Origin of the sequence: Psychrobacter arcticus 273-4, assembly GCF_000012305.1 — a bacterium.
Lineage (GTDB): Bacteria > Pseudomonadota > Gammaproteobacteria > Pseudomonadales > Moraxellaceae > Psychrobacter > Psychrobacter arcticus.
The window spans coordinates 1338987-1355884 of record NC_007204.1 but is presented as its reverse complement, the minus strand read 5'-3'; the positions used below and the strand labels follow the sequence as shown (position 1 = coordinate 1355884).

9 protein-coding genes and 1 tRNA gene are annotated in these 16898 nt (G+C 41.9%); 4 read left to right on the top strand and 6 right to left on the bottom strand.

Annotated elements, in window-relative coordinates; genetic code table 11:
* Nucleotides 1–84: 84 nt before the first annotated feature.
* Nucleotides 85–996 carry a LysR family transcriptional regulator gene (locus tag PSYC_RS05890; RefSeq protein WP_011280405.1) on the top strand — a complete coding sequence of 304 codons (912 nt, stop codon included), beginning with the start codon at nucleotides 85–87 and terminating at the stop codon, nucleotides 994–996.
* A gap of 155 nt (nucleotides 997–1151) precedes the next feature.
* Here PSYC_RS05890 and PSYC_RS05885 read toward each other — a convergent pair whose 3' ends face one another.
* The 4 genes from PSYC_RS05885 to PSYC_RS05870 form a co-directional block, all read right to left on the bottom strand.
* Nucleotides 1152–1436 (bottom strand): hypothetical protein, encoded by a 285-nt coding sequence (locus PSYC_RS05885; protein WP_011280404.1) that lies wholly within the window; start codon nucleotides 1434–1436, stop codon nucleotides 1152–1154.
* A 470-nt stretch (nucleotides 1437–1906) separates the two neighbouring features.
* Nucleotides 1907–1982, bottom strand: a tRNA-Arg gene (locus PSYC_RS05880).
* A 72-nt stretch (nucleotides 1983–2054) separates the two neighbouring features.
* Entirely contained in the window at nucleotides 2055–2873 is an 819-nt protein-coding gene (locus PSYC_RS05875; RefSeq protein WP_011280403.1) for a hypothetical protein, read from the bottom strand.
* 72 nt (nucleotides 2874–2945) lie between these two features.
* Nucleotides 2946–3488 carry a hypothetical protein gene (locus PSYC_RS05870; protein ID WP_011280402.1) on the bottom strand — a complete coding sequence of 181 codons (543 nt, stop codon included), beginning with the start codon at nucleotides 3486–3488 and terminating at the stop codon, nucleotides 2946–2948.
* 515 nt (nucleotides 3489–4003) lie between these two features.
* Here PSYC_RS05870 and PSYC_RS05865 point away from each other — a divergent pair.
* From PSYC_RS05865 to recD, 3 genes are all read left to right on the top strand, one after another.
* Nucleotides 4004–8542, top strand: a complete 4539-nt coding sequence (locus tag PSYC_RS05865; protein ID WP_011280401.1) for an exodeoxyribonuclease V subunit gamma — start codon at nucleotides 4004–4006, stop codon at nucleotides 8540–8542.
* Between the two features lie 72 nt (nucleotides 8543–8614).
* The gene (locus PSYC_RS05860) at nucleotides 8615–13102 is read left to right on the top strand and encodes a UvrD-helicase domain-containing protein (RefSeq protein WP_011280400.1); all 4488 of its coding nucleotides are present in this window, start codon (nucleotides 8615–8617) and stop codon (nucleotides 13100–13102) included.
* 76 nt (nucleotides 13103–13178) lie between these two features.
* On the top strand, nucleotides 13179–15383 hold the full coding sequence (gene recD / locus PSYC_RS05855) for an exodeoxyribonuclease V subunit alpha (protein WP_011280399.1): 2205 nt from the start codon (nucleotides 13179–13181) through the stop codon (nucleotides 15381–15383).
* Between the two features lie 47 nt (nucleotides 15384–15430).
* Here recD and PSYC_RS05850 read toward each other — a convergent pair whose 3' ends face one another.
* Together PSYC_RS05850 and PSYC_RS05845 are read right to left on the bottom strand one after the other, a co-directional pair.
* A complete protein-coding gene (locus PSYC_RS05850; protein ID WP_011280398.1) occupies nucleotides 15431–15994 on the bottom strand; it encodes a hypoxanthine-guanine phosphoribosyltransferase in 564 nt (187 codons plus the stop codon).
* Nucleotides 15995–16103: 109 nt separating this feature from the next.
* Nucleotides 16104–16772: a hypothetical protein gene (locus PSYC_RS05845; RefSeq protein WP_011280397.1), complete on the bottom strand. Its 669-nt coding sequence runs from the start codon at nucleotides 16770–16772 to the stop codon at nucleotides 16104–16106.
* Between the last annotated feature and the right edge of the window lie 126 nt (nucleotides 16773–16898).

Sequence of the window (16898 nt, the reverse complement as noted above, 5' to 3'; positions counted from 1 at the left end):
TAATTAACAACATATCATTGATAATAGCTTTGATATTTAGTTTTGGTGTTTAATTTTGATGGTCAAATAAAAACAGGGTGAAATATGGATAGAATCGATGCGATGCGTGCCTTTGTAGCAGTGGTGACCGAAGGAAGCTTTAGCAATGCGGCAAATACCTTACAGCTATCACCTCAGTTGGTGAGCAAGTATGTCTCTAAGTTGGAGGAGCAGCTAAATATACGCCTGCTTAATCGCACCACTCGTAAAGTCAGCCTTACCGAAGCTGGTAGTCATTACTTTGGACATGCACAGCAGATTTTACTTAATATTGATGACATGGAATCACAATTAGGTGGCTTACAGCAGAATCCCAAAGGCGTCTTAAGAATCAGTGCACCAGTATCCTTTGCTTTAAAACATATGGCCAAGTTAATCACTGACTTTCAGATGCGTTATCCATTGGTCACTGTCGATCTACAATTGACTGATCGTAAAGTCGATATTGTCGAAGAGGGTTTCGATGTAGCCTTGCGCATTGGACAATTGAAAAACTCATCACTAATTGCTAAGAAGGTCGCACCCATTCGCGTGGTTTTATGCGCCGCGCCTGAGTACCTTAATAAGCATGGCACGCCTACTCAACCTAAAGACTTAGAGCATCATCGATATTTGCATTACAGCTATATGAATATGGATAGTAAGGATAATATTCACCAATTATTAAAAGCAAAATACCTCAAGCAAGGTAGCGAGTTTCGTAGTAATAATGGTGATGTATTGGTGGAAGCGGCTATTGCAGGCGCAGGACTGGTATTACAGCCGACTTTTATTATCAGTGAAGCAATTAGCAGTGGCAAACTAGTAGTAGTGTTGCCAGAAATTGAACCTGAGGCTTTGGGCTTATATGCAGTCTATGCCCATAGAAAACTGCTGCCACACAAGGTGAGGTGCTTTATTGATTTTATGGAGGGATATTATGGCACGCCACCGTATTGGGACGAGTCTATACCTTAGCTTTTATTGGGCTTAATAATAATGACTCGTTTATCAATCTAGCACTCGTAAATGCTCACGCATAGATTTATATCTTCTCACGCTTATAATCAAAACCTTCTTCATCATAAATCTGATAAGTCACGTCCAACAATGTTTTTAACAGCTCTGATTTGTCAAAATGTCTGACCATCATTAAATGCTAAGCAAGCATTCATAAACTGACCATTTCCAGTACTGCCTCTATTGTTCTGTTTCGGACTGTGTTTCAGATGCTCGCATAAATGCATAGCATACGGCAAGGCTAAGTCTTCGAGTGAAATTAAATCAGAATTCCTTTCTAAACTGACATCGATTAAACTTTTAGCAAGCGCAAATTTATAAGACGCTGTGTTCTTACCGAATAAAATAATGGCTCGCCAGTAGTTCTCTAATGTTGGCTCTACATCAATAAAATTCATAGGTTGGCTCAGTTTTTTGGTTTTATTATTTTGAAATCATATCTGCTTTTCATGATAGTACAGATTATATTTGGTTTTATAAAGGTCTAGAGTTCTAAGGCAAATATAGTTTGGGCACCACATGGGCACCGCCCTGAAAACGAAATTTTTGATTGAGTAGCTCGGTAATCATCCCAAGCATAAGACACTTAATCAATAGAATTAAGCTGCCTGGTTTAGTTTCTGTATAGGCGTAAAGCCACCACCATCAGTAAGGTTTTGAATTTTACCATTTGGTTTTGATTGACTAACTTGCGTGTTTGTTAGGGGTTTAACGATTTTTGCTATTTTTACAGTATCCTATCGGGGTCAATCCCAGTGATACTGTAATTTATACAGTATGCAATAGTTATTTAAAGTACAAGGCAGGATAATATAGGCAATAAAAAACCCTGTAAGCTATGCAAACAGGGCGGTATAGTATATTTATATGGTGCGCCAACAGGGACTCGAACCCCGATCGATCGCTTAGGAGGCAACTGCTCTATCCTGTTGAGCTATAGGCGCACAAGAGAGTGATATTGTAGAAAAAATCACTCATAAAAGCAATAAATACTGGATAAATGGAGAGTCTTGTTTTTACTTGCCGTTACTTAGTGCATCAGCGACATCTACCGGGTTATCGCCTGATGCTTTTTTTACCTGTGATGTTGGCTTGAACAAGTCATTTACGCTATTTTTATAACCATCAATATTATAATAATCATATTTCTCTAATATACTTTGCCCAGTACTTGAGAGTAAAAAGTTGCGAAAGCTAATGGCGACAGTATTGTCTGTCAAAATAACCCCTTGAAGTGCTTGTTTGTTTCTTAAAGCATAATTGAAAGAGTTCAATGTGCGTGCCTCTTTATTATCACTCTCGGCAGTTATCTTTTTATTATCACTACTTTCATTATCGTTCTTACCATCATCTATAGTAACTGCATTGGTGTTTGGCTGACTTTGGTTATTCTTGTGTTTAGCCAATGTTAGCTTTGCCTGTAAAAGTGCGAGATATTCTTCGGACAGGCCGTTATTCGCGATGATTATATCTGTATCAATAGTAGAGTCAGATCCCTTGTGAGCAGTGATATCGTTTTTTGATAATCTTAAAAGAGCATTTGAAGGCACATAGCTTGCCAGAACCTGCATATGAGGATAACGAGACTCAAAACTGACGATGATATCGTCTAAGGGTACTTGTAGGTTTTCTTCTGCGCGAATATATAGTGTGCTGCTAGAAACAGTATCTGTATCCTCGTCATTTGTGACAGTTGCAAATTCATTCTCACTTGCCATGATAGGCAGTGGATCTGTGTTTTCACGATTATTGGTCCATAACCAAGTAAAGATAGCGATAAAAATAACTAGCAGCAGTATAATTAGCACCACTAATAGCAGTTTGTAGTCTTTCATATATTACCGCGCTTTTGTTAATTGGTTCATTTCAAAATTGCATAAAACACTATATGTGACATATAGTTTGATTTAAAGCTTTTGATCCAGTACTTCATTTGCCAAATCTGCCAACATATCAGCAAAAACATCTGTGTCTGCAACGGCCGCTGTTTTTTGTTCACCACTTTTTTGCTTGATGGTACGGTCATTATTTAATGGTGCAGCTTGATAGTTTGAGGGGGAAGCCGTCTGATTGTCAAACGCTTTAGCGGCATCCATTTTAGGCACAACAACTTGGTGCGCAGCTAATGGGGATTCACCTGTTGCAAGCTTATCTTTAAGCCATTTAAAACCAAATGCTTCCCACCATGCTTCAAAACGCGGTAAGGTGCTGCCATGAATAGCCGCTGGCAAGTTCAATGTACGTAGTTTTTGTGCGAGTGTAGGGTCACTAATGGTTTGATGAATACTGAGATAGAGCCCACGACTGTCATCAGTATAGGGTTGTCTATTTTGCCATGATTGATCATCAATTTTCATCCGTGGTAATTCCCATAGCTCACCGCGATAATATACAACATACAAACGTCGTTTAGGGTGAACAAAGATGGCATCAATGGGACGCAAAGGCATAGTGTTATGTTATCTCGTCAATATAAAGAATGATTAAATAATGAAGTAAAAACAACATGAAATAGCCAAATATAGTGGCAATAATACCTTATTTTTCAGATAAATTATCTTTAATAAAAGTAACCGTTTCAATAGCACGACAATGACTGTCGTAAGGTACTGCCACCACGATGAATAAACTAGTAAATAGCAAGTATCGATGGCACACTAAGACGCACTAATATCCGCTTATTTTATAATTTCTTGGGTTTATGGGTAGTGAATTACTTATAGTTGGTCATCTTTTTTTATTTTTATAAAGCTAATTATGACATTCAAGTCATTATGTTAACAGATATACAGCGAAGTAACGATCAAGAACCATTGACTGGGCGTGCTCTTTGGCGCATGGCTTAATAGCCATCAATGTGCACTGGGCATTAAAAAGTTATCGCAAATACGGTTGTATATTAGTCAGTCATGACGTTCTACTTCACTTTATTATTCACTCTCATAACTCTATTAGAATACCCTCTATGTTTACCATTATTCAATCGCACCGCACCGAAAACCTTGTTGATCAATTACTTGTGCAATATCAGTCCAAGAATCAGCCTGTTTTTGAGCCTTTTATTGTCATTGTACCCTCAATGGTATTGGGTGATTGGTTGGATAAAACCATTGCCAGTCGCGCTGGGATTAGTACCTTGGTGCGTACTAAATTTTGGGGTCAGTATCAGTGGACATTAATGCAGGATGTGTTAACCCGCCATAACGCATATTTGTTAGAGATAGACCCTGAAGCGGCAATTTTGAATGTGCCTGAAGTTGCAGTGCTGTCACCAACCGTGATGCAGTGGCGCTTATTTGGGTATTTGACCTACTATCAAGCGTTGATTGTTAAAGATGAAACTCATCCGGTTAACCCACTGCTGGCCTCTTTGATTGATGAGCCAAAAGAAGGAGGGGAGCAAGATAAAGCGCAACAAGATGCGCGTATTTGGCAGCTGGCAAGCGATTTGGCGAGGGTGTTTAACCGCTATTTGACCCATCGTGAGGATTGGCTGGCGCTATGGTCGCATAACAAGCCGCTTAATGTGGATGAATTGATAGCAGATAAAGATGCATTGTCACTGCGTTTTGACAAGTATGCGCGCGGTACGCCTGATTGGTTGGTGGAGCATTATGTTGAGTTAGAAGTCGCGCAACGATTCTTATGGTCGCACCTATTTGCCGATGTTCATCAGCACCGTGTGACAATTGAAAACACTTTTTGGTCAGCCTTAAAAGACAACAAGGCAAATGAGCGTGCTCAGTTGCCTAAAATACTGCGTATTTTTACCATTCAGCAGTTGCCACAGACTGAGCTCGACTTTTTGCAGCGCCTATCGCAATACATGGACATCACACTGTTGCATTACAATCCATCAAAGCTATTTTGGGCGGATATCGTGGATAAGTCATGGCTACAGCGCCAGCAGATTATTAACCCTGAAAGTGTATTTTTGCGTGATTATGGGCATAGCTTGCTGTCACGTTTGGGGAAGCAGTCGCGCGATACTTTTGCCATGCTGGCTAACTTGTCGGGTAATGAGCAATACCAAGATGAGCTAGTGGAGTGGCAAGATAACTTTGAGAATAGCGATGATGGTTTAAATGATGATTTTGGTTTTAGCTTTGATGATAGCGCCTATGATGTTGATGACGCTAATAATTCTCAAATTACGCAAAATAGCCCAAGTTTATTGCGACGTTTGCAAAACGATGTGCTGATGCTTGATGAGCAATCTACTCAGCAAGTAACCGCCGCTACAGTCTCTCAAGCAGTGAGTAAGCAAATAGAGCCAAGCTTTGATAAAGAGAAACCAGAAATGGCTTGGTATGAAGATGAGGCGTTAGAAAACAAACGTTTTGAGAGAGAGCGTTTTTGGGTAAGCTCTTGGCAAGATAATAGCCTAAGCATTCATTCGTGTCACAGTTTGCAGCGTCAGCTTGAAGTGTTGCGTATTATGATTGGCCGTTGGCTAAATGAACCGATCAAACCTGGTGAAAAGAAACGCCATATATCCGATATTGTTGTTTTGCTACCTGATGTTGAGCGTCATCATGCTCTGATCAGCTCTATTTTTGTCAGTGGTAAAGGTCAAGATGGTTTGACACTGCCTGCTAAGGTAACCGGTGTTGTCGATGCAGATATTCGTCAGCTATGGGAAGCCATTATTGGTTTTTATAAGCTGTTAGGCAGTCATAGTGCCCGTTTTGAAGCGCCTGAGGTCTTAGACTGGCTGATGCTACCTCCCTTGTTTGAAAGCTTTGGGCTGACCCACGAACAAATGAGCCGTGGTTGTGATTTACTGGTAGAGGCGGGTTTTATCCGCGGTTTTGATGAGTTACATCTTAAACAAACCCTAGACAGTAACGACTTTGATTATCGATTTAGCTTTGCTCAAGCGCTAGATAGATTAACGTTAGGTCTAGTGATGCCAGAGGCCAGTTTGAGCGACTGCTTATATCCCTTAGCTCAGGATGATTGGCCAAGTACTACCTTGCCAGAAATGAGTTTGCCGCTGCCACAGGTGAGCCTAAACGATGCGATGATTGTTGAAGCCCTTTGCCGCATTTATGCGGGTTTGGTCGCACGACGTGATGATCATAGGCAAAAGATGAAAGCGGAAGATTGGCTGGATCAAATTGAGACAGAAGTCATTCATCGTTACTTTGGCGATGTTGATCAAACACGCACCATGCGCGCCATCTATAACGCTATGAACGGCTTTAAATCCAGTTTGCGAGCCAACCGTCATTATAAACAGTACTCTAGTGCTGATAGTGCCAATAAAGAAGTAGAGCAAAAGCTGGCAGGCGTTGAGCAGTTGCCGCTAAAGCTGAGCTTTATGCTAGACAGTATTGAGTCAGAGCTTGAAAGTCAGCAGGTCAGTGCTGAGCCTACTGGTGTGATTACCTTTGGTCGATTTGGTGCATTAAGAAACGTGCCTTTTGAGTTAGTAGTAATGCTTAATATGAACCTCTCTGAGTTTCCTGGGCGTGAGCGTGACAACCGATATGATTTGATGAAAGCCACCAACGCCCGTCGCGGCGACAGAGTCAGTGAAGATGATGATAATGGGGCGTTTTTGGATGCGCTGTTGTGCGCACGTAGTGCTTGTTGGATGTTCTACAACGGTCAAAGCCTGACGGACACTCATGAGCACCTGCCAGCCAACCCAATCAGTGAGCTATTACAGTTTTTGCAAGGTGAGATACAGTGGCAGGTAAACTCGTTAGAAACGTTGCCTAAGAATATTGACCCCACTACCGAGAGCCTCAAGCGCTATTTGCCTAAATTGATTAAGCAGTGGCTGGTAACTGAGCATCCAGCACTGCCTTTTCATGAGAGTCTATTCGAAACAGAAATTGAAGACGCTGATGTTTCTAAGCAAGAGTCTAACCACCTCAATCCCAATCCTAGTTTAAATGAGGGAGCTGACGATATTCAGGACAATGCTAGAGACAATAGCACTGTTGATATGACTGATGAGCTGGATGTTCTTTTAAATAAAGCCATGCGCAAGACCAAGTTGGCTCAGAAAAAGCAATTTCCGCCTGCGCCGCTTTGGCAAGCCGTGTTTGATACTTTGAAGGGACGAGTAGCAAGCGAGCATCCACAGCTGGTAGGCTTACCGACAAAAGAACAATACGAGTCAATCGCTCAGCTACTTGGTCAAGGTTTGGGTCAGATGGGACAAGTAAGCAGTCAAACCTTGTCTGCATTGATTGACATGCTGGCGCTAGATAGTACTGCTGATGTCAGTGATATGAATGAGGCGCTCATCAAAACCGTGTTTGATACTATATTTAACATTGGGGAGATAGACGTTGAAGGGGTGTTGGCTTATCAAGTGCGCCATCCTGCCAAGGCTTTTTTGCGTACTCAAAAGGTGCATGTGGTGCAAGGCGAGGAAGCGATAGCGCATCAAGAGCCACTGTTTCTAGACAGCTTGACTACCTATCAGATTAAAGAGCATTTGATAAATGAACTGGCCACCGATGCCACCGATAAGAATGGTGATGGCAAGGCTAAACAAGACAGTCAGATCTTGATGTATCAAAAAATTATGCCGGCAGGTGTGGCTCGCCAAACCACATTGCCCAATCAACAACAAAAACTGCAACAGCAATGCTTGGAGTTCAAAGAGCAGTTAATTGCTAATGGTTTTGATGAGGCTGAAGAAGATAGCACTGCTGGTTTGCCGTTACTAACGCCAACCTCTGAGTACCCCGTTCAGATAGAGCTTGCAGCTGTGCTGAATAGCATTAATAACGAGCCAAATCACCCATCAGAGCAGCAGACAGAGATTCATAAATACCCTCTTAAAAATAATGACTCACTACTCAAGCTGCTACCAAAAGCCATTAAGATAAAAGGCTCAGTACCAATATCAGTGCCTGTAGATGCTCACAACAGCCGCTCTCATCTACAGGCTGGCGTGTCCTATGCTGAGCAATCACCCAAGCAGTGGTTAAACATATTGCCCAATTCTGCCAGTCCTAGGCATTTACTCAAGTTTTGGTTGTCACATTTGTATTGGCAAGTTGCCAGACGCACCACTGCTGAGCAAGCGGCATCAAATGATGGAGTGAGCATTTGGCGCTTTAATAAGCCCAGCTCACAAATCAAAAAGTATGAAAAAGTAACTGCATTTAAGCTAAGTCCTATTGTGTATGAAGATGCAGTCGTTGAGCTGATAAAGTGGGCAGTTTTTGCCAAGCTATCGGGTCAGGTGCCCATTACGTTACTGCCAGAATATGCACTCAGTTATCTTGATAAGTGTCTACAAGCTGAAGAAAGTGGGGACGAAATCGGCAGCTATTGGCCAAAACGAGCAGATTTCTCAGATTGGTTAAGGCCTAGCTATTACTCAGACACAATATACGATACCTGCTCGCAGCACGCCATTTGGCAATACGTACTGCGTGACCAAGATGCGTTTAAAGCGCTGTCAGCAGCGTTATCCACCTTAGCGCAGCCGCTGTATGAGCCAATGTTTGCCGCACTAGACGGTCTAGATGATTAACAAATCACTGGCTTAGATGGTTAGATTTTTGCCCTTTGGTTTAATTGATAATAATAAAAAGTGTATGCCCATATGACAGACTTTACCGACACAAGCGATATAGTTGAACTTTCTACACAACCGAATTTATTCGATGAGTACATAGATGAGTCGCATCACTCATTCGATACGCCGACTCATACGCCTGAGAGTGAAGGTATAAGTGCCGCTATGAGTGAGCAGAAGGAAAATGTGATACCAGCGGTCGATGTTGCGTTGACGGGTCAGCATCTTATCGAAGCCTCAGCCGGTACTGGCAAGACCTGGACACTAACCGGCATTGTGCTGCGCCTGCTGATTGAAGCGCGGCGTGCGCCAGAGCAAATCATCGCCACTACTTTTACTCGAGCCGCTGCGGCCGAAATGCGTCAGCGTATTCACGACCGTTTGGTGGATTTTTATCAATTGCTGCAGTGGGTTAATAGCCTAAGTGCTGAACCCAATAACAAGGATGCTTTGTATCCTGATGTACTACAGGTGACTCCTGAAAGTGGCAAGGAGAAACAAGCTGCCAAAGGTTTAAGTACAGATTCAGATGCTGAAAAAGCTGCTGATGAACCAAATCAAGACCTTGCCTATGACAAGCAGATCACTGCTGAAAAACGTGCACAGGCAAAAGAAAAGCGTAAAAAATGGCTAGTAGAACAGGCTAAATACGCACGCTTAGATGGCATTATGGAAGATCCCATTAATCTGCATTTGGTCGGTTATTTGCTTGACCATGTGCACAGCTATCCAATGACCGAGGCCATTCGACGCACGGCACTGGTATTAACCACCTTGGATAAACTGTTTGTGGGTACGCTCGATAGCTTGGCGCAAAAGTGGTTGATTGAATACAGTAGCGAGACGGGTCATCAGCAAGGCATGGCGATTATTGAAGATAGCAGTATCGAGCAAGTTACTGACAGTATTATTCATGATGAGCTGCGGCAGTTTCAAAGCAGACTGTATCACGAGCAGCCCAAACTGTATGCATTGATGGATCAGCAAGGCAAGCTGACTGCGGTTAGCGATCATAAAAAATATGTGACTCGTTCGCTTAACTTTATTTCAGCGCCGATTGATGAGATAAAGCTGGAGCAAGGTTTTGATTTTGTCTCGTATGAGCGACTACTTAATGAGTTTGCTCAGTTAGATTTAGTAGATATTCAGCCGTATTTAAACCCCGATTATAGAAAGTCTCAAGGGTTTAATGGTGCTTCTAATTTATTCAAACAGTTTGATGCCATCATTGAGGTGCATCAAAAGATAGCGGAATATAAGCTAGCATTTACTAGCTATTTAAATGAACGTGAGAACAAGATTCTTACTTCATTGCAGGATTCCAGATACCCCAATGAAGATGGCAAAATTAAGAATTTTAATAAGAATAAAGAGAAAGAGCATGAAACTTTTTTCGAGTTAGAAACCATTAGTAAGTTAATGGCTCTCTTAGATATGGCTGATGGACTAAATCAGCATATTTTGTTGGTATCAGCCAATCTCAATCGTCATATCGTGCTTGCTGTGCGCGATAGATTGCCAATCATCTTAGAAGAGCGCGGTGAGACAACCTTTAGTTTACAAATGGCGCGCTTAAACCAAGCGTTAACGGGTCGGCAAGGGGAGAAGCTGGCACGTTATATTCGACATCACTATCCGGTCGCTTTGATTGATGAGTCGCAAGACATTAATGGCGAACAGGCCATTATGATTGAAAGTATCTATTTGCCAAAGAGTAAGCGTAAACAGTTGGCGAATGATAAGCCGTTATCCACTAATAAAGTCAGTCATGAGTTTTTACTGTTGGTTGGTGACCCAAAGCAGGCCATTTATGGATTTCGTGGCGGTGATGTAGCCAATTATAACTATATGAAAGCTCAGTTTGAGAAAAGTAGCCTTTGGACGCTCGATATTAACCGCCGCTCAAATGCCGGTGTGATTGATGCACTAAATTGCTGGTTTGGCATGCCAACGGTAACGACTGCTGAGAATAAATTAGCACAGTTAGGTAGCAGTATTTATTATCAGCATATCAAAGCTGATAAACCAGAAAACCAACTTTCTTGGTTTAATGACCTAACCGTTCAAAACAGTACTTTAGTGACAGAGATACTCTCTGCCCAACCAGTGAGCGTATTGCACCTACCTTATGATAAAGAGCTTGAGTATGATGAGCATGAAATCACGGCGCGTCATATTGCGACCTTGCTCGGTAGTGGTCAGACGTTAAAAGGCAAACCGATTCAGCCCAGTGATATCGGCGTGCTGGCACGTACTAAAAAAGACTTAAAACGGGTTGAGGATGAGTTGCTTAAACTCAATGTACCAACCTTGACAACCAGTGATGTTAGTATCTTTGAAACCATCATGGCCGAAGATGTGGCGGCGCTGCTGAGTGCCATGCTGTACCCATATCGTCATGATATGATTAATCGGGTGCTGACCAGTCATCTGTATGGTCTGAGTATTAAAGCCGTCAAAGCCATGATGACTGACCATGAGTCAGGAGTGACAGAGAGTGGCGATACGATAATAAGCACCCATTCAAATAGCACTAATGTGAAAGCGGTTGATAATAAAAAAAGCTATCAAGACTTTATTACCTATCTAAAACAAGCGGCTCAAAACTGGCAGCACTTTGGTATCTTGTCAGCACTGCATTACTTATTAGATAAAAATCCCGTGCAGCCGCAAGGCGTTTGGCAAGCTCTGGCGGCTCATCCAGAAGGCGCTCGTCACATCATGGATTTGCGTCATATGATGGATGTCTTGGCGCAGTATGGTATCGGCATGGGTGAGCATGAATTATTGGCTTGGTTTAGACAAAATATAGAGGCTGCTCCTAACAGCGATTGGGCTAAGCAGTACCCGCTACCCACAGAGTCTGGTGTACAACTTATGACCATTCACAAGTCCAAAGGGCTTGAGTTTCCCATTGTCTATGTATTGGGTATGGGAGATGCCAGCAGGAAGTCGGGTAATAAAGAAGACTATGGGTTGTATCTGTATAACGCCCAACAAAATCCGTCAGCTTTAGTGCAGCAATCAACAAGCAATCAGCGCCGCTTCTCACCTGTGAAAGGCTCTGCCACCACAGAGGGTTACTACACCGATATTGAGACACAAGAGGACTTTGATGAGCTACGTAGGCTTGGCTATGTGGCATTTACTCGTGCCAGTGAGCAGCTTTATGTGGTGTTACGAGATCCCAATAGCAAAACAGGTTTTGAATTAAAGCCTGTTTTCTATTGGTTTGACGCTCCCGAGGCAAAGTTTGATTTGCCTGATAGACTCAAAGGCACCATAGGTATGATCAGAGGGCATAAGGTCAATGAGTTCTATAACGATGATACTAATGCAGTAGGCTTAGCGGGTAACACAACGCTTGCCACTGCCAAGCCCATAACAGAGGCTATTGAGTATGCTGCTTTTTCAGAGGTCATGAAAACAGATTACTTTTATGGTTGGGCCAAGACCAGTTTTACGGCTTTAGCTCGTCAGCTAGATGAATCTACACAGGCGCTGGCTGTGGTAGATGAACGTATGGATGATGCCCTAGATATTGATATAACAGAGTCGATAGTATCCTTCAGTAGTAATCAGTCTCTTGAACCAGTCAGTGATTTGAGCCTCAAATCAGAGGATGATATCCGCTTTACTTTTGTGAAAGGCGCCAATGCGGGTACGTTTTTGCATGAGATATTTGAAAAAATTGATTTCAGCAATAAATCGCAGTGGTCTCAGGTGATTGATAGAGCGGTCAGTAGTTATCAGCTACCTCTGGTTTATAGTAGCGCTGAACAGCAAAGCCGACTACTACAAGCAAAGAAGAAAGAAGACAGTCGTCCAGTGGATCTAAACTCAATAGATGCTACAAAACATGAGGCATTGATTGGCTGGATTGAAGAGGTGCTACAGGCGCCTCTATTAGCGTCCAATCAACCCTTACAGTCTATTCATGCAGAACAGCGATTTGCTGAATTGGAGTTCAATATGGGGTTGTCAGAGAGCTTTAAAGCACAGGATATTAATAGACTCTTTCAGCAGTATCTCCCAAATGAGGCGGACAAACACGTCAATCTTGTTCCACAAAATAAAACACATCTGTATCGTTATTTACGTGGTGAAATCGATTTAGTGTATGAGCATGCTGGCAAGTATTACGTTGTCGATTATAAAAGTAATTATTTAGGAAATAGCCTAATTGATTATGATGAAAGTACACTCAAGCAAGCAATGTCAAAGGCAGGATATTGGCTACAGGCCGCGATTTATCAAGTCGCATTACATCGCTTCCTTGCCATGAGGATTAGTGATTATTCAGGTAATGAAGATAAGTATCTTGGGGCTGTTGAATATGTCTTTTTACGGGGCGTGTATGACTCAGACTCTCAAGCAGCCGCTGACGTATCACAAGACGTTAATAAGCCTGATAATAGCCTCTCAATGCACAATGAACGCTATGGATTAGTCACTTGGGATATTCCAATTGAGTTTATTAAGGCCTTAGATGCGTTATTTGGCCTGCCAGATTAGCGGGCTATAAATAACGAATAAAATAAAGAATCATCATGATAGCGATTAACTGGATAACAATAGAGATAAGCATACTATGAGTAACAATAACAATAAGAGCAGAGCGGCCGTTAGCTTACAAGAGAGTTGGGCTAGTAACATCAGTGATTATATTTTGCTTCGCCGTCAGCAAACGTATTTGGCGTATAACGTGACTGACGCAAAGGCTAACTTTGATAGCAAACCAATCGATCAGAGGGAACAAAATAGCTTATTTACGGCCTTATTCGTTATGTTGGCCAATCATTTGGAAGAGGGGCACACAGTCTTAACTGTTGAGGTAGCTGAGCATGAACTTTCACTCCAAGGTCAAATCAATGGCGAGCTAGTGACACTATATGCTTGGCAGCAGCAATTATTAGAGATGCTAGCAACGCCAATTCTAGCACTCATTGACACTCAGGTAGATACGCACCAAGAGGATGACTCTACAGCTGATCCATCATTATTTGGCTTGCTAGACACCATATTTGGCCAGCAAGCTCAGCTATGGGCGCAGCTGGTACTCACCAATCATGAAAAAGAGATACTCATTAAACGTTTTGATACGGTTGCTGCGCTTTATCAGCTAGTGAAAAACACGAATTTAAACTCCTTCATTCAGTCCATTCATGAGCATGCTTTATTCGTTGAGGTTAATTCTGATGTTAATAATAACGAAAATAAAAATAGCCTAAGCAAAAATAATAAACCTATTATATATCAAATAACTAACAACAAAAACACCATTAAGCCAAAAGTGTCACTGACTTTTTGGCTGCATCGCGCATGGCAAGCAGAGTTCAACTTAGCACAGCGTATCAATAATATTTTAGACCAGAAAATAAAACCTCTAGAAATATCGATACCCAAAAATCTAAATGAGCAGCAGGTAATGGCCATTAATGTGGCTAATAACAATGCATTCAGTATGATTACCGGTGGCCCAGGCACAGGTAAGACCTATACTGTTGCTCAGTTAGTGATTGCACTGCAACAAGCTGCAGAGAGCGGGGCTGATAAGCATGAAGATATTAGATTCAGTACGGACAGTGCCAGCCTAGCAATAGCAGCACCGACTGGTAAGGCTGCACAGCGAATGCAGGAGTCTTTACAAGCGGCTCTAGACGCAGCGAATGTGGAGCTACAACTACAAGAAGCCAAAACCATTCATCGTTTGCTAGGTATTGGCCGAACGGGTAGACCTCGTTACGATGCAAATAATCCACTCGGCGAAGATATTATCATCGTTGATGAGGCATCTATGCTAGGGGTTGAACTGGCTAATTACCTTGTGAGTGCAGTGAAACCAGGCGCAAGGCTTATATTGTTAGGGGATGCTAACCAGTTAGCGGCGGTAGATGCAGGGGCAGTATTAGCTGACTTGTGCCGCATTCCATTGCTACAACCCATACATGCAGAGCTAACAGAGAGTCGCCGATTTAGCGCAGAATCAGGTATTGGTAAGCTGGCCTATCAAATCAATCAGGCAGATGCAGATACTCAGGCTATTTGGCAGTTATTAAAACAGGACGTCGCGCTGAGTTTTCAGTATGTAAATGCATTGCAAGCAGAGATAACTATAGGTAATAAGATACAAAATAGCCTAAGTAATAATAAGATTATTTCAAACCTCACTCTAAACTACCAAAAATATATAAATAAAATTAAGTTGCTAATAGAAAATCCAATAGAAAAATCCGTGCCAAAAGCGGTAAAAAATACAACTGCTTCATTAATGCAAACGTTTAACCAGTTTAGAATTTTAAGTGCTGGCCATAATGGCGAGTGGGGGGATCGCTATATTAACAAACATCTGACTCAGTGGCATCTTGCTGAGCTAAAACTACCCTTAGGTCAAAACACATGGTTCCATGGTCGTCCCGTTATGGTTCTACAAAACAACTATGAGCTGGGATTGTTTAATGGTGATATCGGTTTTTGCCTACAAACAGGAGATGAAAGAAGTCGCTTAGAAGTGTTTTTTGAGAATAAAGCGCAGGGGATTGCCGTCAACCTATTAAATGAAGAGGTCATTGCCACCGCTTATGCGATGACCATTCACAAGTCTCAAGGGTCTGAGTTTGATCATGTGGCCATTACCTTTGATAATAGTCATGCCAGGTTGCTGAGTAAAGAGCTTATTTATACAGCGGTGACACGTGCTAAAAAACAGGTAAGCATATATAGCACAAGACACGCTTTCGAAAAGGCCATTCAGACACCGACTGAGCGCCATACGGGTTTGGCGCTACAGTTTTAGTCATCATTGATTAGCTTTATCGTGCTATCAACTCAAGCAAAGACTGATCAAATTTTATCTTCTTTAATAGCATAGATACCAGGCAAATGACGCAGATAACCATGGAAATCCATACCACAGCCATAAACATAGCGATCAGCAACGTTAATACCAACAAAATCTACATCAAAATCTACTACTTTGCGATCATGTTCCTTATTGAGCAGTACACAAGATTCGATAGACAAAGGATTTTCCTTACTCAACTCTTCGACAATAGATTTTAATGTGATGCCTTCATCAAAAATATCATCGATTAGCAACACGTACTCACCAGCAATACTCACATCAGGCTTAAATTTCCAATCAAGCTCATTGGTTCCTTCATTATCACGATAGCGTGATGCATGGATATAATGCATACGATGATAAAAAGTAAGGTGAGTCAGTAATTGACCGGCTGGGATAAGCCCGCCATTCATAACGACCATAACAATCGGATTTAGACCAGCATAGTGCAGATTAAGCTGTGCGGCTAAACGCTCATAAGCGGCGGCAACTTCAATGCTGCTGATTAGGCATTCTGAGTTGCGTAATGTTTTTTCAATTTCTTGATTGCTGATTTGGGTCATCGGGTGTGCCTCTGGTAAAAATTGCCGCTTATTTTAGTGAATTTTAGTGAATATGCCCAATGCCCAATGTTATATGATTTTTGGAACAAAACTAATCAAATACTGGCACTTACTCTGGCTTTTCTACAATAAAAGGGCGATAATAGTTCGCCAAACGATTCAATGAGCTGTCTGGCAAATCAGGCAATAGCTTATTAAGTGCCATATTCATTCCTTTATCGATAGCTGCTTTGGCAATGGGTACAGATTTTCGTTTAATCATACCTAGTTTTAAGTTTTCAGCAAAGCGGCTAATAAAGTGAGTCAAAGTTTCTTCGTTCATGGTTTCAAGTGCAGTTTTAAATGTCTTGGTATCCACATGTTCGGGAGTAATGGCCGCAAAACCTTTTTGAATGATGGCAGCATCTTGTTCTGTGAGCTTAAAACCCACGCGTTTTAGACCGTCATTATCAATAAACGTTGCCCGATCTCTTAGAAAATGGAAACTTGGCAATACTTCTTCGTTGTTTTCTTTACCCAGCAAAATATTAAGCAAGGCATCTGTCGCACGTTCAACGGTGACAACAACTTTACGCATGGACGCTTGGCGTTCAGGATTTGGGACAATGTCAACCAGACCAACCAATAAATTATCAATAAGATCGCGCGCTGTCTGATGCGTTAAAGCATCGCGATACGGGTAGTATGGTACTTCCTCATTCGATGCAACGATTTTCTCAGCTTCAACGATTAACTCCTTTAATTTATCTGAAGGTACAAACCCAAAATAATGCGCCATTGTGCTTCCTTTATTTGTTGTTTTTGATGTTTAACGAGCGTTACATTCGTTGTTAAATCGGTTAGTATTTAAATTTCTATAAACTGCTTAACTGCCTATGGGCGGGTGCGCTGAGTCACTAGCCGA

Coding starts and splice junctions, on each gene's coding strand:
- PSYC_RS05890 (WP_011280405.1), top strand. CDS start 85: ATGGATAGAATCGATGCGATGCGTGCCTTTGTAGCAGTGGTGACCGAA.
- PSYC_RS05860 (WP_011280400.1), top strand. CDS start 8,615: ATGACAGACTTTACCGACACAAGCGATATAGTTGAACTTTCTACACAA.
- recD (WP_011280399.1), top strand. CDS start 13,179: ATGAGTAACAATAACAATAAGAGCAGAGCGGCCGTTAGCTTACAAGAG.
- PSYC_RS05865 (WP_011280401.1), top strand. CDS start 4,004: ATGTTTACCATTATTCAATCGCACCGCACCGAAAACCTTGTTGATCAA.
- PSYC_RS05875 (WP_011280403.1), bottom strand. CDS start 2,873: ATGAAAGACTACAAACTGCTATTAGTGGTGCTAATTATACTGCTGCTA.
- PSYC_RS05885 (WP_011280404.1), bottom strand. CDS start 1,436: ATGAATTTTATTGATGTAGAGCCAACATTAGAGAACTACTGGCGAGCC.
- PSYC_RS05845 (WP_011280397.1), bottom strand. CDS start 16,772: ATGGCGCATTATTTTGGGTTTGTACCTTCAGATAAATTAAAGGAGTTA.
- PSYC_RS05870 (WP_011280402.1), bottom strand. CDS start 3,488: ATGCCTTTGCGTCCCATTGATGCCATCTTTGTTCACCCTAAACGACGT.
- PSYC_RS05850 (WP_011280398.1), bottom strand. CDS start 15,994: ATGACCCAAATCAGCAATCAAGAAATTGAAAAAACATTACGCAACTCA.